Genomic DNA, 25,401 nt, shown 5'->3' with positions numbered 1-25,401 from the left:
AGAATTAGATCCAAGAAGGGTCCGGTCTGATTGGACCGGACCCTTTTCATCATATAGGGAAGTCCTTCATTAGTGAGGGATTTAGGAAGCTGAAGTGGACTTGTCCACTCTGTTAGGTATCAGTATAACGAAAAAGAATAGGGAGGCGTCAAAATGCTCAACAAGAAATCCGTAGATGATATCAATGTAAAAGGCAAAAAAGTTCTGGTTCGCTGCGACTTCAACGTACCATTAAAAGAGGGCCAGATCACAGATGAAAACCGTCTGGTTGCCGCTCTGCCCACCATCAAAAAGCTGATCGCGGACGGCGGAAAAGTGATTCTCTGCTCACATCTGGGCAAACCCAAGGGAGAGCCAAAGCCTGAGCTTTCGCTGGCACCTGTGGCTGCCCGTCTGTCTGAACTGCTTGGACAGGAAGTGAAATTTGCGGCAGATCCTGAGGTAGTGGGACCAAACGCAAAGGCAGCGGTAGAGGCAATGAACGACGGGGATGTGGTTCTCCTGGAGAACACACGTTACCGCGCTGAGGAGACGAAGAACGGAGAGGCTTTCAGTAAAGACCTGGCTTCTCTGTGTGAAGTGTTCGTAAATGACGCTTTTGGTACTGCACACAGAGCTCACTGCTCCAATGTGGGTGTGACACAGTATGTGGACACTGCAGTGGTAGGCTACTTAATGCAGAAAGAGATTGATTTCCTGGGCAATGCCGTAAACAATCCGGAAAGACCCTTTGTTGCCATCTTAGGCGGCGCAAAAGTAGCAGATAAATTAAATGTAATCTCCAACCTGCTTGAGAAGTGTGATACCCTGATCATTGGCGGCGGAATGGCTTACACCTTCTTAAAAGCACAGGGCAAAGAAGTGGGAAAATCCCTTCTGGATGAAACAAAACTGGACTACTGCAAGGAGATGATCGAGAAGGCTGAGAAGCTGGGTAAAAAGCTGCTTCTGCCCGTTGACACCACCATTGCGGCAGACTTCCCGAACCCCATTGATGCTCCTATTGAGGTATCCACCGTATCCGTGGACGCGATTCCGGCAGACATGGAGGGTATGGATATTGGTCCCAAGACCGCAGAACTGTATGCAGATGCAGTGAAGAGTGCAAAGACCGTTGTTTGGAACGGACCCATGGGCGTATTTGAGAATCCCATTCTGGCAAAGGGTACCATCGCTGTGGCGGAGGCTCTGGCAGCTACGGATGCAACCACCATCATCGGCGGCGGTGACTCCGCGGCAGCTGTAAACCAGCTGGGTTTTGGTGATAAGATGAGCCATATCTCAACAGGCGGCGGCGCATCTTTAGAGTTCCTGGAGGGCAAAGAACTCCCTGGAGTAGCAGCAGCAAACGACAAATAAAAAACCATCAGTCTAATATAGAAAATCAGGAGAATAAGTAATCATGAGAAAAAAAATTATCGCAGGTAACTGGAAGATGAATATGACTCCCAGCGAGGCAGTTGCATTAGTAAATGAGTTAAAGCCATTGGTAGCCAACGAAGAAGTAGACGTAGTATTCTGTGTTCCGGCTATTGATATTATCCCGGTGATTGAAGCTGCAAAGGGCTCCAACATCCAGGTGGGCGCTGAAAATATGTACTACGAGGAGAAAGGCGCTTATACAGGCGAAATCTCACCGTCCATGCTCACGGATGTGGGAGTGAAATATGTTGTCCTGGGCCACTCTGAGAGAAGAGAGTACTTTGCAGAGACCAACGAGACAGTAAACAAGAAAGTGCTGAAGGCATTTGAGCACGGAATTACCCCGATCATGTGCTGCGGCGAGACACTGGAGCAGAGAGAGCAGGGCGTGACCATGGACTTCATTCGCCAGCAGGTAAAGGTTGGACTCATGGGTGTGACTGCAGATCAGGCAAAGACAGCCGTGATCGCTTACGAGCCAATCTGGGCAATCGGAACAGGAAAGACCGCCACCACAGAGCAGGCGCAGGAAGTATGCAAAGGCATCCGTGACTGCATTGCTGAGATTTACGATGACGCTACCGCAGCTGCCATCCGCATTCAGTACGGCGGATCTGTAAATGCAGGCAACGCAGCAGAGCTGTTTGCGCAGGAAGATATTGACGGCGGACTGGTTGGGGGAGCTTCCCTGAAACCAGACTTCGGAAAGATCGTTTGCTACAAATAAAGAACAGATAAGTGCAGGTCCCAGGAGTTTTGGCTCATGGGACCTGCTTCTTACATAAGAGGATACTTCCATGGGCAGAGGGTGGATGCTTTGCAGCCAAGTCCCTCGAAATTGAAGGCGTAGGCGATATAAATAGATTGATGCAGTAACCGGCCAGCTTGGCTCAACTGTTACGAGTGGGAAGCGAAAGTGGGCTTGCATGCTTTGCTTTAAATCCCTGATATGGTATCATAGGTATAATATACGTTTAGAATCCCAGCAGTGTTGACGCGCCGCTTGGGAGAAGTGATCAGACAAATAGGAGGGATTACATGCAGTCCGGGGAGACATTGGCAGGATATTTTCCATTTTGGGAGCAACTTACCGATAGACAAAAAGAGGTAGTCCGAAGAAGCGGGGCGACTGCCACATACCAGCGAAATGCAATGGTTCACGATAAAGGGGACGGATGCGTTGGCGTACTGCTTGTACAGAGCGGTCAGCTGCGGGTCTATATCGAGTCTGAGGATGGGAGGGAGATTACCCTGTACCGTCTGTATCCGGGGGACACTTGCGTGCTCAGCGCCTCCTGTTTCATGGAGGAGATCACCTTCGACATTTTGATGAATGCGGAGGAGGACAGCCGTGTGATCACCATCAGCCCCAGTGTCTTTAGAAAACTGTCAGAGGAAAATGTCTATGTGGAGAATTTTATCTACCGCCAGACAGCCCAGCGGTTTTCAGATGTGATGTGGACCATGCAGCAGATCCTGTTTATGAGCTTTGACAAACGCCTGGCCGTCTTTCTGGAGCAGGAGCTGAAAAAAATAAAAGGAGATACCCTGCGCATGACACACGACCAGATTGCCCGGTATACCGGAAGCGCCAGGGAGGTGGTCTCACGGATGCTGAAATACTTCGAGAGCGAGGGGATTGTGGCGCTCTCCAGAGGGAAGATCCAGGTGAGGGACAGAGAGAGGTTAGGAGAGATCAGAGGGTGAAGCCAATTCCCTGTGAGGCGAGAAACGTCACCGAACTGTGATTAAGTCACAGAAAAGAATCAAAGAATTTTTTATAATAAAGCCATATGAATACAAACACAGTAAAGGAGTGTATCACATATGGCGAAAAAGACAGTGATTATCGGAGGTGTGGCCGGAGGGGCCACCACAGCGGCCAGACTGCGCCGCCGGGATGAGAGTATGGAGATCGTGGTGTTGGAAAAGGGGGATTATATCTCCTTTGCAAACTGCGGTCTTCCTTATTATATCGGGGATGTGATCAAGAGCAGGGAGGCTCTGCTCTTACAGACACCTGAGGCCATGAAGAAAAAGTTCAATGTGGATGTGCGCACTGCCAGCCAGGTGACGGCTATTTGCCCCCAGGAAAATCAGATTCAGATCAAAAACCTAAATACAGGGGAAACGTATGAGGAGAGCTACGACAATCTGGTGATTGCCACAGGCTCATCCCCCATCCGCCCAAGCATTCCCGGCATTGCGGGGGAGGGGATCTTTACACTTTGGAATATTCCGGACACGGACCGCATCAAATCTTATTTGGAAGAAAAAAAACCGGCCAGGGCTGCCGTTATAGGCGGGGGCTTTATCGGTATGGAGATGGCAGAGAATCTTACGAAAGAGGGACTGCAGGTGACGGTGGTGGAGATGCAGGATCAGGTGATGGCCCCTCTGGACTACGAAATGGCCCAGCTCCTCCACGAAAATATTCGGGATAACCAGGTAGGCCTGATTTTAAAGGACAGGGTATGCGGATTTGTGCGGGAGGAGGGGGAGACCGTAATCAATCTTTCCAGCGGCCGGCAGATCCGCACAGATATGGTAATCCTCTCCCTGGGTGTCCGCCCAAACAGTGATCTTGCAAAGGAGGCAGGTCTGGAGCTAAATGGCAGGGGAGGTATACAGGTCAATGAATTTATGCAGACCTCAATGCCCAACATATACGCAGTGGGGGACGCGGTCGAAACGAAGCAGTTCGTAACCGGTGAAAAGACAATGATTCCCCTGGCAGGACCCGCCAATAAACAGGCCAGAATCTGTGCGGACTGTATTGCAGGGGATAGGAAAGCGTATGAGGGCACCATGGGAACCTCTATTGCTCAGATCTTTGATTTGTCCGCTGCATCTGTGGGGTTAAATGAAAAGCAGCTTAAAGCGTCTGGAAAGGAAAAAGGAAAAGATTACGAGACCATTATCATCAACCAAAAGTCCCACGCGGGCTACTATCCGGATGCTCTTCCGCTGATGCTGAAACTGATCTTCACAAAGGAGGGGAAAATCCTGGGCGCGCAGATCGTAGGGGGTGACGGGGTGGACAAACGGATCGATACCATCGCAACTGTGATGCGGCTGGGAGGTACCACGGATGATCTGACAAAACTGGAACTGGCCTACGCGCCGCCCTTCTCATCCGCAAAAGATCCCGTAAATATGCTGGGCTTCACAGCGGAGAATGTCCTAAAGGGTATGGTATCCTTTATCAGCGTACGGGAACTGGACGCCTGTCTGGAGGAGAAAGAACAGAAAAAACGGATGACCATACTGGATGTGACAGAGGCGGCAGAGCGCCAGGTATTTTCCATACCGGGGTCTTACCACATTCCCCTGGGAGAGCTCAGGGAGAGAATAGGGGAGTTGGACCAGGAGCAGTTGCTTGTAGTTTACTGTGCCGTGGGAGTGCGCTCCTACACCGGGGCGCGTATTTTAATGCAGAGTGGCTTTTCAAATGTAAAGGTTCTGGAGGGAGGAACCTCCCTGTATAAATCTTTCCATCACAAAATAACAGCCAGTCAGTCCCCAGTGCGGGAAAACATGAAAAGCGGCATCCACGAGGAGGAAAAAATGGAGAAGCGGGAGCAGAGGATACAGAGTCTGGATTGCTGCGGCATGCAGTGCCCGGGGCCAATCATGAAAGTCAATGAGACCTTGAAAACAATGGACCAGGGGGATATTTTAAATATCCAGGCAACGGATATGGGGTTTGCCAGGGATATGGAGACCTGGTGTGAGAGAACCGGGAACACACTGGTTAAAAAAGAGCGCCAGGGCCATCAGCATATAGTGACCATCCGAAAAGGCGCCGGATCATCCCAGACAGAAGTGAGTGCCTGTTCCCAGGCTGCTATGCCTCAGGGCAAGACAATCATTGTGTTTGACGGAGATTTTGACAAGGTGCTAGCTTCCTTCATCATAGCTAACGGGGCCGCCTCTATGGGAAGGGAGGTCACCATGTTCTTCACTTTCTGGGGATTGAACGCTCTGCGCAGGACAGAAAAGGTAAAGGTGAAAAAGCCCTTCATGGACCGGATGTTCGGAGCCATGATGCCAAGGGGGAGCAAAAAGCTGAGGTTGTCCAAAATGAACATGGCGGGAATGGGAACCAAGATGATGAAAAAAGTAATGAAGGATAAAAACGTCAATTCCCTGGAGGACTTGATGAAACAGGCAATGGTAAGCGGCATCCGCTTGGTGGCTTGCACTATGTCCATGGATGTGATGGGAATCACAAAGGAGGAGCTGATAGACGGGGTGGAATACGCTGGGGTAGCCTCCTACCTGGGGGATGCTGAAAATGCAAATGTAAACTTATTTGTTTAATATCAGGAAATCAGGACCAGCATGGGAGCAAAAATTGGAGCATTCTGTAGGAGAAATATGTGGTACAATGGTTAAAAAGCGAGGAGGATGTCTATGAGAACAATCAATATAGCCATGCTGGGGCTGGGAACCGTGGGGACCGGCGTGTATAAGGTGCTGACCAGTCAAAGGGAAGAGATACCAAGTAAGTTGGGAGCAGAGATCTGTCTGAAAAAGATTTTAGTGAGGAACCTGAAAAAGGCCAGCACCAAGGTGGAGACCCCCCACATACTCACAGATAACTGGCGGGAGATCGTGGAGGACGCATCCATAGACATTGTGATCGAGGTGATGGGAGGCATGGAGCCGGCCAGAACCTACATCATGGAAGCTCTGGCAGCGGGGAAAAATGTCGTGACAGCCAACAAGGATTTGATTGCCTCTGACGGCAAAGAGCTGTTGGATGCCGCCGCAAAGTACCGCAGGGATTTCCTGTTTGAGGCGGCTGTGGCAGGGGGAATTCCCATTATCCGCCCTCTTAAGCAGTGTCTGGCAGGAAATCATCTGGATGAGGTGATGGGGATCGTCAACGGCACCACCAATTTCATCCTCACCAAAATGACCCAGGAGGGCATGGAGTTTCAGGAGGCCTTGGCTATGGCTACACAGCTGGGCTATGCGGAGGCAGATCCCACTGCAGACATTGAGGGCTATGATGCGGGCCGAAAGGTGGCCATCATGGCCTCCATTGCCTTCAACTCCAGAGTCACCTTTGAGGATGTGTACACAGAGGGAATCACGAAGATCACTGCCACAGACATTCGCTATGCCAGGGAGATGGGATGCGATATCAAGCTGGTGGGTGTTGCAAAACTCACAGAGGAGGGCATCGAGGCCAGGGTTCATCCCATGCTGATTCCCAGCAGCCATCCCCTGGCAGCGGTAAATGACTCCTTTAACGCAGTCTTTGTACACGGAGATGCGGTGGGAGACGCCATGTTTTACGGCAGAGGAGCCGGGGAGATGCCCACAGCCAGCGCCATTGTGGGGGACGTGTTTGACTGTGTCCGAAATATCTGCTGGGACTGCTGCAGCAGAATCAGCTGTACCTGTTACAAGGAGCTTCCGGTGAAGCAGATTCAGGATATCCAGAGCAGGTATTTTCTGCGCATGCAGGTGGAGGACCGGTTCGGAGTCCTGGCCGGGGTGGCCAGTGTATTCGGCAACAACTGCGTGAGCATTGCCCAGATCATCCAAAAGGCGAAAAAAGGGGATTTGGCAGAGATTGTAGTCATCACAGACAAGGTGTTTGAGCGCAACTTCAACGATTCCCTGGCCGTGCTGCAAGGAATGTCTATGATTAAAGAGATCTGTGCAGTTATCCGGGTATACTAAGATTGGTTTTCATGATTTGAAGCGCATTGACGAAATCCGAAAAATCATGTACAATAGAGCGTTAGAAGACGCTAATAAATGTTATGAAAATAAAGGAGAAAAATCATGAGCAAAAAACCAACCGTTTTAATGATCCTTGATGGATATGGCTTGAATGACAAAGTACAGGGAAACGCCGTAGCTGAGGCAAAGACCCCTGTGATAGATAAGCTGATGTCAGAGTGTCCTTTTGTAAAAGGAAATGCCAGCGGTATGGCAGTGGGCCTTCCTGAGGGCCAGATGGGGAACTCTGAGGTGGGACATCTGAATATGGGAGCGGGACGCATTGTATACCAGGAGCTCACCAGAATCACCAAGGAAATCCAGGACGGTGACTTTTTTAAGAATGAGGCTCTGCTCCGCGCGGTAAAATGTGCAAAGGAGAACAACAGCTCCCTCCACCTGTTCGGCCTGGTCTCCGACGGCGGCGTACACAGCCACAATACGCACCTCTACGGACTGCTGGAACTGGCAAAGAAAGAGGGGCTGGAGAAGGTGTATGTGCATTGTTTCCTGGACGGACGTGACACCCCCCCTGCATCCGGGAAAGGCTATGTGCAGGAGCTGACAGATGAGATGAAGAAAATCGGCGTGGGCGAGATCGCAACTGTGATGGGCCGTTACTATGCCATGGACAGAGACAACCGCTGGGACAGAGTGGAACTGGCCTACAATGCTATGGTAAAAGGCGAGGGCGTAAAGGCTGCCTGCGGCGTTTGCGCAGTACAGAATTCCTACGATGACGGAAAGAACGATGAATTTGTGATGCCCACTGTTGTGGAAAAAGAAGGCGCTCCTGTGGCAAAGATCCAGGATAAGGATTCCGTGATTTTCTTCAACTTCCGGCCGGACCGCGCAAGGGAGATCACTCGTGCATTCTGCAGCGACGAGTTTGACGGATTTAAGAGAGAAAAGAGACTGGATCTCACTTATGTGTGCTTTACAGAGTATGATGAGACCATTCCAAACAAAGAGGTTGCCTTCCACAAGGTCTCCATCACCAATACCTTTGGAGAATTTTTGGCAGCCAACAAGAAGACCCAGGCCAGAATCGCAGAGACAGAGAAGTATGCCCATGTAACCTTCTTTTTCAACGGCGGAATCGAGGAGCCCAATGAAGGTGAGGAGCGCATCCTGGTGAAATCTCCCAAGGTGGCTACCTATGATCTGAAGCCTGAGATGAGCGCTTACCAGGTGTGTGATAAGCTGGTAGAGGCTATTAAATCAGATAAATATGATGTCATTATCATTAACTTTGCAAACCCGGATATGGTGGGCCACACAGGAATTGAGAGCGCTGCCATCCAGGCAGTGGAGGCAGTGGACGAGTGTGTTGGAAGGGCAGTGGAGGCTGTCAGGGAAGTGGACGGACAGATGTTTATCTGCGCGGACCACGGAAATGCAGAGCAGCTGGTGGACTATGAGACAGGGGCTCCGTTTACTGCTCATACCATCAACCCGGTACCGTTTATATTGGTAAATTATGATGAGAACTACACCCTGCGGGAGGGCGGCTGTCTGGCAGACATTGCTCCCACTCTGATTGAGATGATGGGCATGGAGCAGCCGGCGGAGATGACAGGAAAATCCCTTCTTCAGAAAAAATAATCAGGTGACCCGATGATACTGGAGATTGTAAAACAGGCTGTAAAGGCCAAGATGGTCTGCAAATCCGAGAGCCCTCTGATTTCAGAGGCGGAGTATGTATACGCCTGTGCCCACGCTTTAAATTTGTTGGGAAAACCGGCCGGACAGGTTCAAATTCTGCGCGGGGGAACTACCATCGCAGAGTTGAGGGAAAAGCTGACTCCCTATTTTGAAGGTAAGAGGCCGGACTACAAGGAGCAGCCGCAAATTTACCGGCTGCTGTCCCTTCTGGCCGGATGCAGGGTGGAAGGAGAGGTCTCGGAGGAGATCCGCAGTCTGATAGACGAAATTGATGGATGAAATAGAAAAAAGAGGACACACTATCCGAAAGGAGGTGTGTCTTTTTATGCATCAGTATGTTGCGATAGTAGACGTATATGCGAGAGAAATTTTGGATTCCAGGGGGAATCCCACGGTGGAAGTGGAAGTGCTGGCGGAAAATGGAGTAGTAGGAAGGGCAGCAGTCCCCTCAGGGGCATCCACAGGGCAGTTTGAGGCAGTGGAGCTTCGTGACGGAGAGAAGCGTTACAACGGCCTGGGCGTAGAGCGCGCGGTCCACTACGTGAACTCCGTTCTGGCGGAGACCGTAATCGGAGAAAATGTACTCCAGCAGGCTCAGATAGACAAGCGATTAATCAAGGCGGACGGAACGCAGAATAAGTCCAGATTGGGGGCAAATGCCATCCTGGGTGTCTCTATGGCTGTGGCAGACACAGCCGCAAAGGTGCTGAACCTGCCTCTGTTCCGATATCTGGGAGGAATGCACGCCCATGTGCTTCCGGTACCTATGATGAACATCTTAAACGGCGGCTGCCATGCGGACAATACGGTAGATTTGCAGGAATTTATGATTATGCCCATAGGGGCGGAGGACTTTGCAGACAGATTGCGGATGTGCGCGGAAGTCTACCACACATTGAAGTATATTTTAAAGGAGAGAGGACTCTCCACAGGTGTGGGAGATGAGGGTGGTTTCGCACCCAACCTGCCAAACTCCGAGGCGGTCCTGGAGCTCATCTGCGAGGCAGTGGAAAAGAGCGGCTACCGGATGAAAGAGGACATTGTGATCGCCCTGGACGCCGCAGCCAGTGAGCTGTATGAGGAGGAAACCAAGCAGTACTATTTTCCGGGAGAGGGCGTAAGGCGTACCTCGGACGAGATGGTGTCATATTACGAAAACCTGGTGAGCAAGTTCCCCATTGTTTCCATTGAGGACGGGCTGTTTGAGGATGACTGGGCAGGCTGGCAGAGGCTGACGGATGTGCTGGGCGAGAAGATTCAGCTGGTGGGCGACGATCTGTTTGTCACCAACACAGAGCGCCTGAAAAAGGGCATTGAGCTGGGTGCAGCCAATGCGATCCTAATCAAGGTAAATCAGATTGGAACCTTGACCGAGGCCTTTGATGCCATTGAGATGGCAAAGAAAGCGGGATACCGCACAATCATCTCACATCGATCCGGGGAGACGGAGGATACGATGATTGCGGACATCGCCGTGGCGGTGGGAGCCGGACAGATCAAGACCGGAGCGCCCTGCCGCAGTGAGAGAGTGGCAAAATATAACCAATTACTGAGGATAGAAGAGGAAATTCATTGACATTACTGGTATCCTATGGTAAACTGAACGTGTTTGACATAGGAGGTGTGTGGAGTGGAGATTTTGAGAATAATCCTTCAGATCGTTTTTATACTTGATTGTATCGCGTTGACGGTTATTGTTCTGATGCAGGAAGGAAAATCAGCAGGACTCGGGACAATCGCAGGTATATCCGATACTTACTGGGGAAAAAACAAGGGACGTTCCATGGAGGGCGCACTTGTAAAATCTACAAAGTTTCTGGCAGTTGCCTTTATCGTACTGGCGATTGCACTGAACTTAAATTTTTAATGAATGTGAAGACACTCTTGTAATCGTTGCAAGGGTGTCTTGTTGTATCTGGGCAAGCGGACATCACCGCTAATAAAAGCCAGCTGTTCCGTGCTGATGCACTCCCGCAGCTGTCCGGGCTTTTATAGTAAATGAAAGAGAGAGTTGAATGGAAGCAGAATTATTGAAGAGACGCAAGCAGGTACTGGAAGAGCTGATGGATGACAAACAGTATGTCCCCATGAAGATCAAAGAGCTGGCCATACTTCTGCAGATTCCCAGAGAGAAGAGGGAAGAGCTAAAGGAAGTGCTGGACGAGCTGTTGGGTGAGGGCAAGATTGAGGTATCCAAAAAGGGAAAATACAAAAAAGCGGAAGAAGTCACATTAACGGGCAGGTTTATCGGAAATGCCCGGGGGTTTGGCTTTGTGGAAATAGAGGGACGGGAAGAGGATGTCTTTATCTCTGAGTCCAATGTGGGCAGCGCACTTCACGGGGATACGGTACAGGTGACTCTGCTCTCCGGGAAGTCCGGAAAACGCCAGGAAGGTGCCGTGGTTCGCGTGCTGGCCCACGAGATTACAGAGCTGGTGGGAAACTATGAAAAGAGCAGCAATTTTGGATTTGTGGTCCCTGACAACTTGAGATTTACCAAAGATATCTTTATACCCGCGGAATTCTCCAGGGGAGCCGTAAACGGGCATAAAGTGCTGGTGGAGATCACAGACTACGGCAGCAAGAACAAAAATCCGGAGGGCAGAATCAAGCAGATCATTGGACACATAAATGATCCTGGCACAGATATCCTGTCCATTGTGTACGCCTACGAGCTGTCTATGGAGTTTCCGGATAAGGTGATGAATCAGGCGGAGAAGGTGAGCAGTGATGTAAGCCAGGCGGACCGGGAGGGGCGGCTGGACTTAAGGACGCTTCCTGTAGTGACCATAGACGGTGAGGATGCCAAAGATTTGGACGACGGCATATCTCTCACAAAAGAGGAGGGGATTTATCATCTGGGGGTTCACATTGCGGATGTGACCAACTATGTGCAGGAGAACAGCGCCCTGGACCGGGAGGCTTTAAAGCGCGGAACCAGCGTTTACCTGGTGGACCGGGTGATTCCCATGCTGCCCCATATCCTGTCCAATGGAATCTGTTCCCTAAATCAAGGGGTGGACCGTCTGGCACTGAGCTGTCTGATGGATATAAATGAAAAGGGATATGTGGTAAACCACCAGATAGCGGAGACTGTGATCAATGTGGACAGGCGCATGACCTATACCAGTGTCAAAAAAATCCTGACGGATCAGGATGAGAACGAGATTGCACAGTATCAGGAGCTGGTGCCTATGTTCCGGTTGATGGAAGAGCTGGCTGGGATTCTGCGAAATAAGCGAAAAAAACGGGGGTCTATAGACTTTGACTTTCCGGAGTCCAAGATTATTCTGGATGAGAAGGGACACCCTGTGGAGATAAAGCCGTATGACCGGAATGTGGCTACGAAAATTATAGAGGATTTCATGCTGCTGGCCAATGAGACCGTGGCACAGGACTTCTACTGGCAAGAGCTGCCGTTTGTGTACCGCACACATGACACGCCGGACCCTGAGAAGATTCAGCAGTTGGCGCTGTTTATCAGCAACTTTGGATATGGAATCAAGAATACAAGAGACGATATCCACCCCAAGGAACTGCAGAAGCTGCTGGCCAGAATCGAGGACTCCCCGGAAGAAGCCCTGATCAGCCGTCTGACCCTGCGCTCTATGAAACGGGCTAAGTACACCGTAGACTGTACAGGCCACTTTGGCCTAGCTGCACAGTATTACTGCCACTTTACCTCACCTATAAGGAGATACCCGGATTTGCAGATCCATCGGATTATCAAGGAAACTCTGCGGGGAAGGATGAACCAGGAGAGGATTAGTCATTACACGGAGATCCTTCCACAGGTTGCCGAGCACTCCAGCCAGATGGAGCGAAGAGCGGACGAGGCGGAGAGGGAGACAGATAAGCTGAAGAAGGCAGAGTACATGGAAGACCATGTAGGGGAGACCTTCGAGGGCGTAATCTCCAGTATCACTACCTGGGGACTGTATGTGGAACTATCCAATACCGTGGAGGGCATGGTCCATGTGACAAACCTGTATGATGACCGTTACTACTATCGGGAGGAGACGTTGGAAATGGTGGGGATTGACACCGGAAGGACGTACAAGCTGGGACAAAAGGTAAAAGTGAGGGTTTTGGGATGTGATAAGCAGAACCGGACCATAGATTTTGATATGCCTTAATATACGGGAAGACAGCCAGTGGCAGGCTTTCTGTATGGCGGAAGAAGGAGAGGAATAAGTTGGGAAACCAATCAGTAAAACTAATCGCGAACAATAAAAAAGCGTACCATGACTATTTTATAGAGGATACCTTTGAGGCCGGGATTGCCCTGCACGGAACAGAGGTAAAATCCCTTCGGATGGGAAAGTGCAGTATCAAGGAGGCCTTCATCCGTGTGGAAAACGGTGAGGTATTCGTATACGGTATGCACATCAGCCCTTACGAGAAGGGAAACATCTTTAACAAAGATCCCCTGCGCGTGAGAAAGCTATTGCTTCACAAGTATGAGATCAACAAAATGGCCGGAAGGATGTCCGAGAAGGGCTACACCCTGGTTCCTCTGAAAGTCTATTTCAAAGGCAGCCTGGTAAAAGTAGAGGTGGGACTTGCTAAGGGCAAAAAGCTTTACGACAAGAGGCAGGATATTGCGAAAAAGGATCAGAGGCGTGAGGCGGAGAAAGAGTTTAAGGTAAAGAATCTGTATTAAGAATGCCCTGGGGAATGTCTATGTTCCAGAACGCAGTCACCTGGGTGGTAACGCACGTAACAGACCTGACTTGTCTGAAGAGTTACTTTCGCAGTTCAATAATTTCCGTAAATTGGAAACTGGGTATTGACAAACCTTCGACTTAGCGTTATACTAAAATAGTAATAATTACTAGTATTGATAAATACAAAGGAGGTTTTCGATTATGGAATTAAAGGGATCAAAGACAGAGCAGAACCTAATGAACGCATTCGCTGGTGAGAGCCAGGCCAGAAATAAGTATACGTATTATGCAAGCAAGGCGAAAAAGGACGGGTATGTACAGATAGCAAATATCTTCCAGGAGACGGCAGACAACGAGAAAGAGCATGCAAAGATTTGGTTTAAACTGCTTCACGGCGGTATGCCTGATACCATGGAGAACTTGAAAGACGCAGCAGCTGGGGAAAACTACGAGTGGACCGATATGTATGCAAACATGGCAAAAGAGGCCAGAGAAGAAGGCTTTGACCAGATCGCATACCTCTTCGAGGAAGTAGCTAAGATCGAGAAAGAGCATGAGGAGAGATACCGCAAGCTCATTGACAATATTGAAAAAGGCAAAGTATTCGCAAGAGCAGGAGAGACGGTTTGGATTTGCACCAACTGCGGTCATATCCATGTGGGCGAGACAGCTCCGGATGCCTGTCCCGTATGCGATCATCCCCAGGCCTATTTCCAGCTGAGATGTGAGAATTATTAAGGATCAGTGCCATAAATAAACGGAAAAGAATACTGCAAAAATCCCGGGCATCGGTTGTGCGTGCCCGGGATTTTTTATTTTTGTCAAAACCGACCGGGTCATTTCCGGAAATGACCCGGTCAAAATTGAAAAATGACCCGGTCGGTTTTGACACATTGGCACCCTGCGCAGTGTATAACATATGAAATACGGTGACATTCTATAGGTAAAATACCGGGAGAAAAGAGCATATGACATATTACAGCTACCACGCAGCCGCAAGAAAATTGATCAGGGAGGGACATTTGACAGGATATGAAATCGCAGATAATTGGAATGGAATAAAGCCCGCCCTGGTACTGTATTTTGATAATCACAGGCCTATGCCCATTCGAAGTGAGCGGTGGGATGACTACTGGGAGCTACTGAATAGTGAGACATTCTGACCTGGCCTTTCGCTTTTTTTGTTTTTGCGCATACATTTTCTGGTCAGCAAAATTGATCAATTCCCTCCAGTCCGAATAGGAAGTACTTTCCACCACCCCATAGCTGAGAGATAGCGGATAGGGAAAAGCACCTTCCTCATTTAGAGAGCAGAGCTTTGCATTGATAGTTTGGGCTCTCTCCTCCGCTGTCTGTACAGCTATCCCTTCAAAAATAATCAGAAACTCGTCTCCGCCGTAGCGAAACAACAGATCCTCGTTGCTCCTGCAGGCAGAGTGAATTTGCTCTGTCACTGCCAGGATATATCGGTCTCCCTCGTCGTGGCCATACTGGTCATTAACCAACTTCAACCCATCCATGTCAAGGAAACAGAGCACAAAATATTTCTTCTGCTCCATCAGGCAAGCGATGGTCACCTCCGCATGGTGTCTGTTGTAGAGGCCCGTCATTGCGTCAAGAACGGTTTTTTGCCGCAGCCGTTCTTCCTCCAGTCGCTGTCTTTCCAACTGCTGTTCAATCTCCCTGTTTTTATTTTGGTAATCATCCAGCTCACAGATCCTTCTTGTATACCAAATGGCAATATAAAAGCCCACCAAGCTGAACAGGCAGGATTTGATGCTCCAGATTTTCAAGAGCAGATTATTTTCGGGGGTTGCATACAGCAAAAGATTCAAAAACAGATAAAAAAACAAACCGGTCATAATCTGTAGCAAGAAGGACTGGTGATCAGGATGTTCCACAATTAGACGGAGACGTTCCAGGAGCACGGAGTTCCTCATGAACCGCATCACAATCCCTGCCAGCAAAAAACCGAGCAGAACCGGAATTCCCTTAAAATTCTCAACACTTCGTGTATGGTTATCAAAGCTCTGGAGCGGCTGGTTCATCACTATGGCGATGACGCTGCGGCAGAAAATATTGACGGAGAGACCATAGATAATCCCCATCAGCGTGCTGAACCGGGCGCACCGGCTCTCCCACTCATTGAGCAGCAGGGTTTCAAAAAACAGGAGAAAGGCGAAAAAGATCCAGTTGACAATCAGCGGAAATTCTAAAAGGCTGCAGGCCACAAAATACAGATAGTTTACAACAAAACTGAGGAGTATAAGCCCAATGCGCTGACGCGGCAGCTCTTTCAGATCCGCAGCCAGAGAAAAATACTGCCAGTGAAAATAAAAATAAGTTAATGCCGTTATCAGAAGCAAAAACATGGGTCTCCTCCTTTCCTAGCACTTACGTGCCTGTTTATCCTGATACATAGCCTGATCTGCCCTGCGGAAGACTTGCTCTAAGCTGTCATTCCTGTTTCCGGAGGCATAAGCAACCCCATAACTAAAAGAAAACAGAGGGTTAAATTTTTCAGCTAGCTGAAAACGTATATTTTCCATGCGCTCCCTGGTATTCTCCTCCACGCAGTCCTGAAGTATAACCACAAACTCGTCCCCTCCGACTCTGGCAAAGATGTCAGTCTCCCGAAGGCAGGCGCCAAATTCCTCTGCAAATCGAATGAGATAGAGGTCTCCCGCATGGTGTCCTTCCCGGTCATTCAACATTTTGAGATGGTCAAGATCCAGAAAGACAAGTGAAAATGACTCTCCTGCCTCAAGTAAGGCTCCTGCCTTATCAATCACATACTGCCTGTTAAAGATTCCGGTCAGGGAATCCTGTTCGCTTTTGCTGCGCAGCTCAGCCGCATCCTGGTTCTGCCGTTCCAGCTCCCTCGTCAGACGGTCGTGCTCCTCCTCCAAATAATGTACTTTTAATATCAAATAAATATGGCGAAGAAATCGAATAAGATAAAACTCCAGTAAGACAGTACTGCTGATCAGAAATACAGGCAGCAGTTTCCACTGGGTATTCGCAATGCACAGAATGCTGTCCAGCAGCAGGAAAACATTGCAAAACCAGAGGAATATCATAAAAGGACGCACCTCTTCGCTTTTCGCCTGGGTGCGGAGCACACCCACTACCGTTTTCAGTCGGGGAAGCAAGATGGCCACAAGGCAATTTGTGAATAAAACAATACCCAGGGTCAAAATCCTCCAAAAGGGTTCCTGCAGCAGCCTGCTCATCGGAATGTGAACAATGAGCGAAAAGGCCCCGATCAGAATCATGTGCAAAGCCATTGTGGTCAGATGGGTGAGATTAATAAGGAAGAGTTCTTTTAAACGGCTCTCCCCTTTGTGAAACAAGCGCAGCATCTTAACCAGAAAGGCCAGCATATAAAATACCGGCAGTGGAAGATTGACCATGCCCCACAGCGTGAATAACAGCAGGGCAGGGACGGTGCTTCCAATCATTTCCCTAAAAGTATCTGTTTGCGGGTAGTCCATGGCTCTCAATGCATAGCGGGAGATAACGCCAAACAACAGGGACAGACAGACTGGGACAAGCAATCCATAGCCGATATAGATGGAAAAAGGCAAAGAAACCCCTCCTTTATTTACAGCGGCACGGAGCAGCTGATTATCATTCATAGTAGTATCCGCTGAAGCGGATATGTCCGTTTATTTGTAAAGTATATCAAAAAGTATGGGAAATAACAATATGCATAAAATTGACTTCCCCAAGGATGCCTTTAATAGTTAAGTCTGCAACACAAGTAAATGGAATAAACACTTAATAAAAAAGAAGCGAGTGGAATGATCATAAAATATGAAGGGGGTGTCATTATGAGTAAGAAGATTTTGAGCATTGTCGTAATCTTGGGATTTTGGTAAGTACTGTGTATGTAGTCAGCTAATGAACAAGTGCAGAGAAAAATGATGTTATCATTTACGGATGGTTCTTTTACCTTGACAAAACAAACGGGCGTTCGTATAATGTAATTAAATGCAAACAAATGTTCTGACGAGCTGCGAGGTGAGACACATGATAAATGAGATGATATTTGAGAACAAGAACGCAAGATTATTATCTGAGCCAAACAAAAACTATTTCCCAACTCCCTATCTCAGTGAAGATAATGAGCTGACAGAAGAAATTGTACTGAGAATGTATCATAGCATAATGCGCTCAATAGAAAATAAAACATATGAACAGAAGGTGAGTTAATGATAACAGTAGATGTCGAAACAACAGAACAGGGGCAACCCTCAGTAATTCACTTATACGATAAAAATGGCGAACGTCAAGCATTCAATATCATAACAGCATACCTCTGTGAGCCAATTAAAGAGCCATACAGAGGCTATAGAGAGATTGGCTATAAAACTATTGGCTATAGATATAAAGTTCGTTTACAGAATAATAATATAATCAAAACATTAAAACTTATTCATAATATTGATACCAACGTATGGGAGTTGGAAGAACTTAACATATGAATATTGATTCTCTCTTTTTATGATCAATAGTAAGGGAGGGATATAAATAAACCTACCTCACTATAAGGGAGGCTTATTTTTGGCTATTTTAACGGGCCATATTCTTGTTCATGCTTTATAATAGCTTGACGGATCAAATACAGCACTTCTCCATTTATGGAACGCCCGTCAAATACAGCAAGACTTTAAATTCATTGAACATGGCGATACCTCCTCAACACCGACATACCCATAAAAATAATTGTATATTTTCCGTCATTGCATTTATATATAGGAAATGGGGGTTTGATCTCCTATCACAAATACAGAAAGAGCCAATAATCATAAGATTTTTCTGCATTCTAATCTATCTACTTTTAATGAAAATCATAAACAGAGTGTTGGAAAATCACTTGCTTTCCCAAAATGGTAATTGCTTTTTTACTACATTGATTTACGCACCGATAACATAACGTACACCGTCCATCTGCTATAATCGACCCCTCTGATAGCGACAAATTGTTCATAGGACATACCAATACACATTTACCGCACTTTATACAAGTGTTGGTATCTATATATATTTTGTTTGAATATTCTTGTGTTTTATGATAAAACCAAAGCCGCTGTCCTAAAAGCCCTGCAATATGACATAAAAATCCCAAACCATTTTTAGTTGGAGTATTGTTTTTCAGATTGTAAACCGCTGATTTTATACGTTCTTCTGCTTGTATGACAATTTGCTTGTTTTGAGCCGGAGTACGCTTTAATGTTTTTACATCACAAATGCAATCCGGCATTTTTAAATGAAGTCCACCCCATACCTTCGTGCCATATCGCTTAAACAATCTTGCAGATACTCCTGCACCATCGCCGCTAAACAGACCCATTGTGGCAATAATAAAAATGCGTTTTCCTTTCCAAACATCAGAGTTTTCGCAGATAAAATCTCGTACAATTTTAGGCAGATTACTGTAATAGATTGGGTAAGCAAAAATGATGTCTTTATGGTATGCAATTTTTTCTATTGTACCTGCATCTTCCAAAGGAGATATTTCAATTTTCTTATCATATAGAGCGACAAACTTTTCTAAACAATATTTTGTATTTCCCGTTCCGCTAAAATAAATTCCAATCATATTTTTTCTCCTGCATTATCTAAAAAGGAAAGTTGAAAAACCTCCATAAAATCAATTACTTTCTGTCGCCAGTCATTATCGTAACTTACATTGTTCATAGTAGCTAATGAAGTAATACCATGTATAAAAGCCCAAATGGCTATGATAATATCATTTTGCTTTTCTTCTGAATAGTGTGTCTGCTCTAATAATTTACTTACAACATTTTTATAGATGATGTAAGGTTTATAGTTTTGGTCATCTGGTATTGATAATGATAAGTCGATTTTTATGTTGGATTGAGAATATAAAAATTGAAAATAAGCAGGATTTTCCACAAAGAAAGATATATAGGCTATCCCCATATCTTTCAATATTTCTGCAACGTTATTATTCTTTTGAATGGTATTTTCTAATTGTTTAGAAAATTTATCTGTGATAAATAATTGTATTGCCTCAAGCAATTCTTCTTTATTTTGAAAATGGCTATAAGGGGCAGCATGACTGACACCGCACGCCGCTGCTACCTTTCTCAAAGAAAAGGCATTTATCCCCTCTGCGCTTACAATTTTAATGCCTGTTTCAATCAAAGCGTTTCGTAAGTCCTTATGATGATAAGTTTGTCGTTGCTGTGCCATACTAATTCCTCCAATCTTTACGCTGTCTATATTATAAAGCTCAATCTTTACAGTGTCAAGTTCGAAAAGCATATTTATAATGAGGATACTAGAACTATTTTTTTAGCTGTTACTTATTTTGGCATTTCCGAAATTTATCCGTATTACGAAGTGAAAAGAAAAAATTCGAAAAATCCTCTCAAAAATTCGAAAAAATCGCTCTGCTCGGTATTGCAGGTAATGAGAGGAAAATCAGAGGGTTTGGGAAACTTCCCAACAAGCCCAGTATTTTTCATTGATGATGGTGTTTCTGGTGTAACCTTTGACTGTCCTAATTTTAACCGCATGATTGCAGAAATTGAAGCCGGAAACGTGGAGACAGTCATTGGCCAAGATATGTCCCGCTTGGGGGTGATTATCTGAAAGTCGGCTAGTATACGGAAATCTTTTTTGTTGAAAGAGATGTACGCTATATCGCAATCAATGATGGCATAGACAGTGAAAAAGGCGACAATGATTTTACCCCTATTCGAAACCTGTTAAACGATTTTTACGCCAAAGATACCAGTAAAAAGGTAAGAGCAATCAAGCGGGGATAGGGCATGGCGGGGAACATTTGACAAATCCGCCCTACGGCTACAAAGTAGATCCCAACAACAGAAAGAAATGGATTGCAGATGAAGAAGCTGCCACTGTGGTAAAGAGGATTTTTGATTTATGTGTTGCCGGAAATGGACCTATGCGGATAGCAGAAGTTTTGCGGAAAATCGTCCACAATCGTATATTTGCCGTAACTGCCATGTTCTATGTGGATATTACCGCTTTTATGGAACTAATACAAGAACAGCGGTTTGATGAAGTAGAAAAGACATGAAGCGCAGGCGGCGTGAGGTAGGACAGGCAAAATAACGGATTGCGGAACTTGAATGGATTTTTAAGCGGATTTATGAGGACGATATTAACGGTACAATCAGCCATGAGCGGTTTTTGAAGCTGTCCGCAGTATAAAGCAGAGCAAAAAGAACTGACGGAAAAGGTAAAGGCAGAACAGAAGAAAGTCGATAGCTGCGATCACGATACCAACGAACAGAACAAAAGCGACTTTGACAGCTTCGCTGTCATTATCCGCAAGTATGTGGGAATAACAAAATTAACGCCCGCTCTCGTTAATGAGTTTGTAAAAAATCCTTGTCCATGCGCCGGAGAAGATGGACGGCAAGTGTTTTCAGAAAGTGGATATTTAACTTGGTGGGAGAAATTCATTTGCCTTACTGACCCGCAGACGGAACAGAAAGAAGCAAATGAACAGGAAAAGACGGCATAGCCCTTGTAACGGGGCTACGCCGCCTAATCAGAAAATATACTCCTTGTAACTGAAAACCCTTAATTTCCCGGCACTTTTATTCATCTTTTGTAATTGCCCAAATGGAGCTGAGGGGAATCGAACCCCTGTCCGAAAGCCTATCCCTTGAAGCATCTCCCATCACAGTCATTATTTTGACATTCCCTCCATCTGACGCCTAATGACAGGCTTCAGACTTTAGTAGCTTCATAAGTTCTTCCCCACCCTCAAAGCTTTGGGTAAGAAGTGCCTCACATAATTTGATGCCGATGACTTAAGCTGTGAGTAACCTAAGGTCGACAGCAGCCATTAGGCTGCGTACGCTAAATTTTCGTCTGCGTTTATATTTAGTTTCCGGTTTACTGCGCGGTCCCGGCCCGCGAATGGCTTCTTCAACTTCAAAACCCCCGTCGAAACCAGTACAACCCCGATTAAGAGAGTATGGTTTGCAGACTAGTTTAATTATAAAAGCAAAGTGTGATGTTGTCAAGGCTGAAAAAATAATTATTAAATATAGTAGTAACTATTTAGGCTATGACTTCATACACACTCTTTTGCGGACTTTGCAGCAAAGTGCAAAGTCATTGGCCAAACTGTTACAAACAGTACCTTACTTTAGTACTGTTTCTGAATGAATGGAGATGGTTACATAAAATCCGCTGAATAATTATTCTGTGCTAATTTTACATTGTACATGAACGTCTAAAAAATCCAAGCGTCAAATTATTTCAGCTAAATAATTTGCAGGTGTGATTCTGGCCTCAATCGTAGAAATTAAGTGCTTATAAAACAAAATATTTGTGCAAAAAATCCGCAGACCCTAAAAAAATGCACAAAAATCAAACCCGTAAGAAACCCAAAATAGCAGGCTTGTTAAAATTGCCGTTTTATGAAAAAGGACTAATTTTGTATATATAGATTGAAATTTACTTATAAATCAGTTATAATAAATTACAGTCAACAAGAATAAGTGAGGATTCTCCCACCTCTGTAGGCGGCGAGAGGAATCACCTAAAACAAGATGAACGGCAGTGGCGGGCGGAGAGAAATCGGTATCCCACACTGACATTAAGTCAATCAACGCATCGAAAGATGCGGCCGTACTCTGTTAAATTACCGAGTGTGGATTGCAACAAAGCAAGAGTGATCTTTTTATTACTAACCAACTATCACGGAATGATTATTCTGTGGCGTTGGAAAATACATATTCTGTGAAGATTAAAGAAGTTTTATTCTTTGTATTATCATCAGTCAAATAAAAGGAATCAAAATCAGATGCACGTACAGCATCATCCATAAAAGGAAGGGAGACATCAATTTATGAAGAAAAAAGTAGTTAGTCTATTGCTGGCAGCAGCAATGGTTTTGTCAAATGTCATGGTAACTACTGCGGCAGAACCAGGGCAGGTGACAGAGAGTGTGGAGCTTTCGGAGGACGAACTTGAGGTAGGAACAGAGAGGGCGATTGAGACTAAAGAAGCGAGAGCCGCTGACAGCATCTCGAGTTCCGACAGAATGGGTTTATTCCTCATGTTAAAGGGCGGGAACATATCATCAGTTCTTCATGAAAATTATGATGCTACTGTAAAAATTCCTAAGGGTTTGGTATTGGATGCAAAGAATACCAACATTAAAGTGCAGAGCAACTATTATTTCGGCGATAAGCTGCCTAACATGGCGGAGAGAATCTTTGCCGTGTCAGCACCCGGTGCACAGAGAACTATTGATATAGAAAATTATCTGGGTAAGGTGCGCGGATTTAAGAGTGCGGACTTAAACCTGACAATTGATGATAAAGCGGTTTCCTACGATGTTTCGGCAAACAGTGACAGTACAGAATTTACTGCAAAGGCGGGGGCCGGCGCAGAGGCGGCGTTTTCTGAATTATATAGCCATATGGAGAAAAACGATGAGGCAAAAGGTATTCTCCTGAAGAAGGGCGGATATATCCAGATCGGAAAAGAAAAGTTAGAGTTTAACAACGATGCTTCCGATCTTTCAATCGGAAACGGTGATATAAATGTCAATGAACTAAAACAAGCACTTAAGGATACATTTGTACTGAAAAAGGTAGCTGACAAAAAAGATGCACAGATTAAGATTATGCTTCCTAAAGGGTCTTCAACAGGGATAAGAACAAGGGGAGCGGTACTGACAACAGATACCTTGGTTACAGTGAATGGGTTAGCGGATAGTTTTAACGCTATTGGTGCAGAGGACAGTATTCTGACAAGGTTTTATAATGCATTGTCTGGAACCAATATAGATCTTGCAACTGCTTTTTTGGAAATCGTATCTAATCTTGCAGAGGCAGCAAATAGTCAGAATATCTCTGTTGACGTCCACTTTGCTGACAAAAATGTGTCTGTGAAGAGCATTGAGCTGAGTAAAGGGAGTGCGGAGATAGAGGTTGGAGCAAGCATGATGCTTGGATGCAAGGTTCTGCCAGTGGAAGCACTGAATAAGGGTGTGATCTGGACGAGCAGCAACCAGAATGTGGCGACTGTAAAGGATGGCGCGGTAACGGGAGCAGCTGTGGGAACAGCAGTAATTACAGCAACCTCCATGGAAGATTCATCCATAAAAGATACCTGTGTGATTACGGTAAAAGAACAGTCCGGACAGCAGGAGGTAATACCAGGGGCAGAAGGGAAAGATCCCATTGAAGTGTCTGTTGATGTCAGCGAGACAGTGGATGAATCAGGAGAGACGATAGCCCAAATACCGGATGAGGTTGTAGACCAGATTATTTCTGTGATTGCAAACGCCAATGAAAATGAAGTGCCTGTAATCAACATACCTGTTGCGCAAGATAAGGCGCCGGAACTGCCGGTATCTATTCTGGAGGCAGCACAGGAAGCAGGGGTTTCAGCAGTTGTGATAAAGACAGAGGCTACAGATGACACTTCTGTATCAGTGACAATGACGGTTTCAATCCCGGAAGATATAGATGATCTGGATATGAACATTCCTTTGAAAACAGGCGTGAGTGCAGCTATCGGACAAAGAGAAAATGAAATCGTTCAGGACAATATTCCGGCTGACGCAAACGTTTTAAAACTGGAGCTTGAGCACGAGGGAGCATTCCCGGTAAGTGAAGTGATTCTTACCTTGTATGTGAAGGAAAAAGGATTTGATATTGGAGACGTTGCTTATGTTTATTATGTAGATACGGAGCAGGGAACAGTAAGATCTCTCAAGGATGAAGGATTTACCGTAAGCGAGAACTATACTGTCAGTGTTCCTCTGAACCATGCTTCGGCATATGTGGTTTCAAGTAAGAAGGCGGTTATTGTTCCTACCAAAATAACGCTGAATCAGACAAGTGTTACGCTGACGGTAGGTCAGAATTACGCATTGACAGCAACCGTGCTCCCTGCTGAAGCGGAGGACAAAACAGTTAAATGGAATAGCAGTGATACCGGGGTGGCAACTGTAGATTCAAACGGTAAGATCACAGCAATCGCAGCAGGCAGTACAGATATTATTGCCAGGACTGCAAATGGAAAAGAAGCCGTGTGCAAAGTAACCGTCAATGCTGCTGCTGTCCAGGCTGACAGTGTAAGCTTGAATGTTTCCAGCCTGAAGATGAAAACAGGTGACACAAGCCGCCTGACTGCAGATGTGCTTCCGGCTGATACAACAGACAAAAGCGTAACCTGGAAGTCTTCCAACGCTGAAGTGGCATCTGTGGCAAGCGACGGAACGGTAACCGCGTTGAAGCGAGGCACAGCAACCATCACCGCCACAACTGCAAATGGAAAAACAGCTTCCTGTAAGGTTACCATTACACTTGCGGCACCTGTAACAAAAGTTGTAAATACTACGACATGGAGAGTGAAACTGACATGGGCGAAGGTTCCCGGAGCAGATAAGTATGTAGTATACCGTGCAGCAAAGAAGAGCGGTAAGTATAAGAAGATAGGAACAACAAGGTCAACTTCCTATACAAATTATAAGTTAACTCCAAATAAGAAATATTACTACAAAGTAGTATCTTATGATTCCGAAGCAGGAGCATCCTCGAAAGTGGTAGCAGCCAGGGCTTCGCTGGGGAAGGCTGCTATCAGTTCTGCCAGAGCCGGCAGGAAGACAGTAACGCTCAAGTGGAATGAAGTTCTCGGAGCAAGAAGATATCAGGTATATATGAGAGCCCCTGGCGGAAAATATAAGTTGGTAGGGATCACGAAGAAAACCAGCTTCAAACAGAAAAAGCTTAAATCGAAAAAGAGTTATTCCTTCCAGGTAAGGGCTTATAAGACTATTAAAGGCAAGAGATACTATGGACCTTATTCAGCAGTTAAGAGGGTAAAAGTTAAATAAGCAATTATAGTGGGGGTGAAGCTTCTTCATCCCCATGTTCAC

At 46.3% G+C, this 25,401-nt stretch carries 23 protein-coding genes and 1 other RNA gene; 19 read left to right on the top strand and 5 right to left on the bottom strand.

The genetic code is table 11. The features are described from left to right. Window positions 1–153: 153 nt before the first annotated feature. The 13 genes from AC0THY_RS16440 to AC0THY_RS16380 all read left to right on the top strand — a co-directional run bounded on the left by AC0THY_RS16440 (window position 154) and on the right by AC0THY_RS16380 (window position 14,656). Window positions 154–1,359: a phosphoglycerate kinase gene (locus AC0THY_RS16440; protein WP_489991675.1), complete on the top strand. Its 1,206-nt coding sequence runs from the start codon at window positions 154–156 to the stop codon at window positions 1,357–1,359. A gap of 40 nt (window positions 1,360–1,399) precedes the next feature. Beyond that, window positions 1,400–2,149 (top strand): triose-phosphate isomerase, encoded by a 750-nt coding sequence (gene tpiA, locus AC0THY_RS16435; protein WP_489994212.1) that lies wholly within the window; start codon window positions 1,400–1,402, stop codon window positions 2,147–2,149. A 311-nt stretch (window positions 2,150–2,460) separates the two neighbouring features. Continuing rightward, on the top strand, window positions 2,461–3,129 hold the full coding sequence (locus AC0THY_RS16430) for a Crp/Fnr family transcriptional regulator (protein ID WP_489991674.1): 669 nt from the start codon (window positions 2,461–2,463) through the stop codon (window positions 3,127–3,129). Between the two features lie 120 nt (window positions 3,130–3,249). After that, window positions 3,250–5,745 carry a DsrE/DsrF/DrsH-like family protein gene (locus AC0THY_RS16425; protein WP_489991673.1) on the top strand — a complete coding sequence of 832 codons (2,496 nt, stop codon included), beginning with the start codon at window positions 3,250–3,252 and terminating at the stop codon, window positions 5,743–5,745. 93 nt (window positions 5,746–5,838) lie between these two features. Beyond that, the gene (locus tag AC0THY_RS16420; protein ID WP_489991672.1) at window positions 5,839–7,119 is read left to right on the top strand and encodes a homoserine dehydrogenase; all 1,281 of its coding nucleotides are present in this window, start codon (window positions 5,839–5,841) and stop codon (window positions 7,117–7,119) included. A gap of 105 nt (window positions 7,120–7,224) precedes the next feature. Further along, window positions 7,225–8,766 carry a 2,3-bisphosphoglycerate-independent phosphoglycerate mutase gene (gpmI, locus tag AC0THY_RS16415; protein WP_489991671.1) on the top strand — a complete coding sequence of 514 codons (1,542 nt, stop codon included), beginning with the start codon at window positions 7,225–7,227 and terminating at the stop codon, window positions 8,764–8,766. 12 nt (window positions 8,767–8,778) lie between these two features. Continuing rightward, window positions 8,779–9,105 carry a DUF3837 family protein gene (locus tag AC0THY_RS16410; RefSeq protein ID WP_489991670.1) on the top strand — a complete coding sequence of 109 codons (327 nt, stop codon included), beginning with the start codon at window positions 8,779–8,781 and terminating at the stop codon, window positions 9,103–9,105. Window positions 9,106–9,151: 46 nt separating this feature from the next. Beyond that, entirely contained in the window at window positions 9,152–10,402 is a 1,251-nt protein-coding gene (gene eno / locus AC0THY_RS16405) for a phosphopyruvate hydratase (protein WP_489991669.1), read from the top strand. 54 nt (window positions 10,403–10,456) lie between these two features. Then, entirely contained in the window at window positions 10,457–10,693 is a 237-nt protein-coding gene (gene secG, locus AC0THY_RS16400) for a preprotein translocase subunit SecG (protein ID WP_489991668.1), read from the top strand. A 148-nt stretch (window positions 10,694–10,841) separates the two neighbouring features. Next, window positions 10,842–12,962 carry a ribonuclease R gene (gene rnr / locus AC0THY_RS16395; protein ID WP_489991667.1) on the top strand — a complete coding sequence of 707 codons (2,121 nt, stop codon included), beginning with the start codon at window positions 10,842–10,844 and terminating at the stop codon, window positions 12,960–12,962. 59 nt (window positions 12,963–13,021) lie between these two features. After that, window positions 13,022–13,489 (top strand): SsrA-binding protein SmpB, encoded by a 468-nt coding sequence (gene smpB, locus AC0THY_RS16390; protein ID WP_489991666.1) that lies wholly within the window; start codon window positions 13,022–13,024, stop codon window positions 13,487–13,489. A 205-nt stretch (window positions 13,490–13,694) separates the two neighbouring features. Further along, window positions 13,695–14,231: a rubrerythrin gene (gene rbr, locus AC0THY_RS16385; RefSeq protein WP_489991665.1), complete on the top strand. Its 537-nt coding sequence runs from the start codon at window positions 13,695–13,697 to the stop codon at window positions 14,229–14,231. A 230-nt stretch (window positions 14,232–14,461) separates the two neighbouring features. Further along, on the top strand, window positions 14,462–14,656 hold the full coding sequence (locus AC0THY_RS16380; protein WP_489991664.1) for a thermostable hemolysin delta-VPH: 195 nt from the start codon (window positions 14,462–14,464) through the stop codon (window positions 14,654–14,656). Here the strand turns inward: AC0THY_RS16380 and AC0THY_RS16375 are convergent. Beyond that, a complete protein-coding gene (locus AC0THY_RS16375) occupies window positions 14,633–15,865 on the bottom strand; it encodes a GGDEF domain-containing protein (RefSeq protein WP_489991663.1) in 1,233 nt (410 codons plus the stop codon). The two genes, AC0THY_RS16380 and AC0THY_RS16375, sit on opposite strands and share 24 nt — an antisense overlap. Before the next feature lie 15 nt (window positions 15,866–15,880). Next, on the bottom strand, window positions 15,881–17,131 hold the full coding sequence (locus tag AC0THY_RS16370) for a GGDEF domain-containing protein (RefSeq protein ID WP_489991662.1): 1,251 nt from the start codon (window positions 17,129–17,131) through the stop codon (window positions 15,881–15,883). Between the two features lie 394 nt (window positions 17,132–17,525). Here AC0THY_RS16370 and AC0THY_RS16365 point away from each other — a divergent pair, with 394 nt between their 5' ends. Together AC0THY_RS16365 and AC0THY_RS16360 are read left to right on the top strand one after the other, a co-directional pair. Then, the gene (locus tag AC0THY_RS16365; protein ID WP_489991661.1) at window positions 17,526–17,708 is read left to right on the top strand and encodes a hypothetical protein; all 183 of its coding nucleotides are present in this window, start codon (window positions 17,526–17,528) and stop codon (window positions 17,706–17,708) included. Continuing rightward, the gene (locus AC0THY_RS16360; RefSeq protein ID WP_489991660.1) at window positions 17,708–17,980 is read left to right on the top strand and encodes a hypothetical protein; all 273 of its coding nucleotides are present in this window, start codon (window positions 17,708–17,710) and stop codon (window positions 17,978–17,980) included. Before AC0THY_RS16365 ends, AC0THY_RS16360 begins: the two co-directional genes overlap by 1 nt. Before the next feature lie 356 nt (window positions 17,981–18,336). On the opposite strand, the gene AC0THY_RS16355 is transcribed toward AC0THY_RS16360, so the two are convergent. Then, a complete protein-coding gene (locus AC0THY_RS16355) occupies window positions 18,337–19,098 on the bottom strand; it encodes an EFR1 family ferrodoxin (protein ID WP_489991659.1) in 762 nt (253 codons plus the stop codon). Continuing rightward, a complete protein-coding gene (locus tag AC0THY_RS16350; protein WP_489991658.1) occupies window positions 19,095–19,715 on the bottom strand; it encodes a TetR/AcrR family transcriptional regulator in 621 nt (206 codons plus the stop codon). Before AC0THY_RS16350 ends, AC0THY_RS16355 begins: the two co-directional genes overlap by 4 nt. Here AC0THY_RS16350 and AC0THY_RS16345 point away from each other — a divergent pair. The 3 genes from AC0THY_RS16345 to AC0THY_RS16335 all read left to right on the top strand — a co-directional run bounded on the left by AC0THY_RS16345 (window position 19,698) and on the right by AC0THY_RS16335 (window position 21,018). Next, the gene (locus tag AC0THY_RS16345) at window positions 19,698–20,117 is read left to right on the top strand and encodes a hypothetical protein (RefSeq protein ID WP_489991657.1); all 420 of its coding nucleotides are present in this window, start codon (window positions 19,698–19,700) and stop codon (window positions 20,115–20,117) included. The two genes, AC0THY_RS16350 and AC0THY_RS16345, sit on opposite strands and share 18 nt — an antisense overlap. Window positions 20,118–20,310: 193 nt before the next feature. Further along, window positions 20,311–20,568 carry a hypothetical protein gene (locus AC0THY_RS16340; RefSeq protein WP_489991656.1) on the top strand — a complete coding sequence of 86 codons (258 nt, stop codon included), beginning with the start codon at window positions 20,311–20,313 and terminating at the stop codon, window positions 20,566–20,568. 150 nt (window positions 20,569–20,718) lie between these two features. After that, window positions 20,719–21,018 carry a DUF4368 domain-containing protein gene (locus AC0THY_RS16335; RefSeq protein WP_489994211.1) on the top strand — a complete coding sequence of 100 codons (300 nt, stop codon included), beginning with the start codon at window positions 20,719–20,721 and terminating at the stop codon, window positions 21,016–21,018. A 99-nt stretch (window positions 21,019–21,117) separates the two neighbouring features. On the opposite strand, the gene ssrA is transcribed toward AC0THY_RS16335, so the two are convergent. After that, window positions 21,118–21,465: a transfer-messenger RNA gene (ssrA, locus tag AC0THY_RS16330) on the bottom strand. A gap of 891 nt (window positions 21,466–22,356) precedes the next feature. On the opposite strand from ssrA, the gene AC0THY_RS16325 reads away from it, so the two are divergent. Continuing rightward, window positions 22,357–25,359, top strand: coding sequence for an Ig-like domain-containing protein (locus AC0THY_RS16325; protein ID WP_489991655.1), 3,003 nt, complete (start codon window positions 22,357–22,359; stop codon window positions 25,357–25,359). Window positions 25,360–25,401: the final 42 nt, after the last annotated feature.

The sequence above is a fragment of the Ruminococcus sp. 8Y-12 genome, from assembly GCF_058119865.1.
The sequence above is the reverse complement of the archived record's forward strand: the minus strand, read 5'-3'. Positions and strand labels throughout refer to the sequence as shown.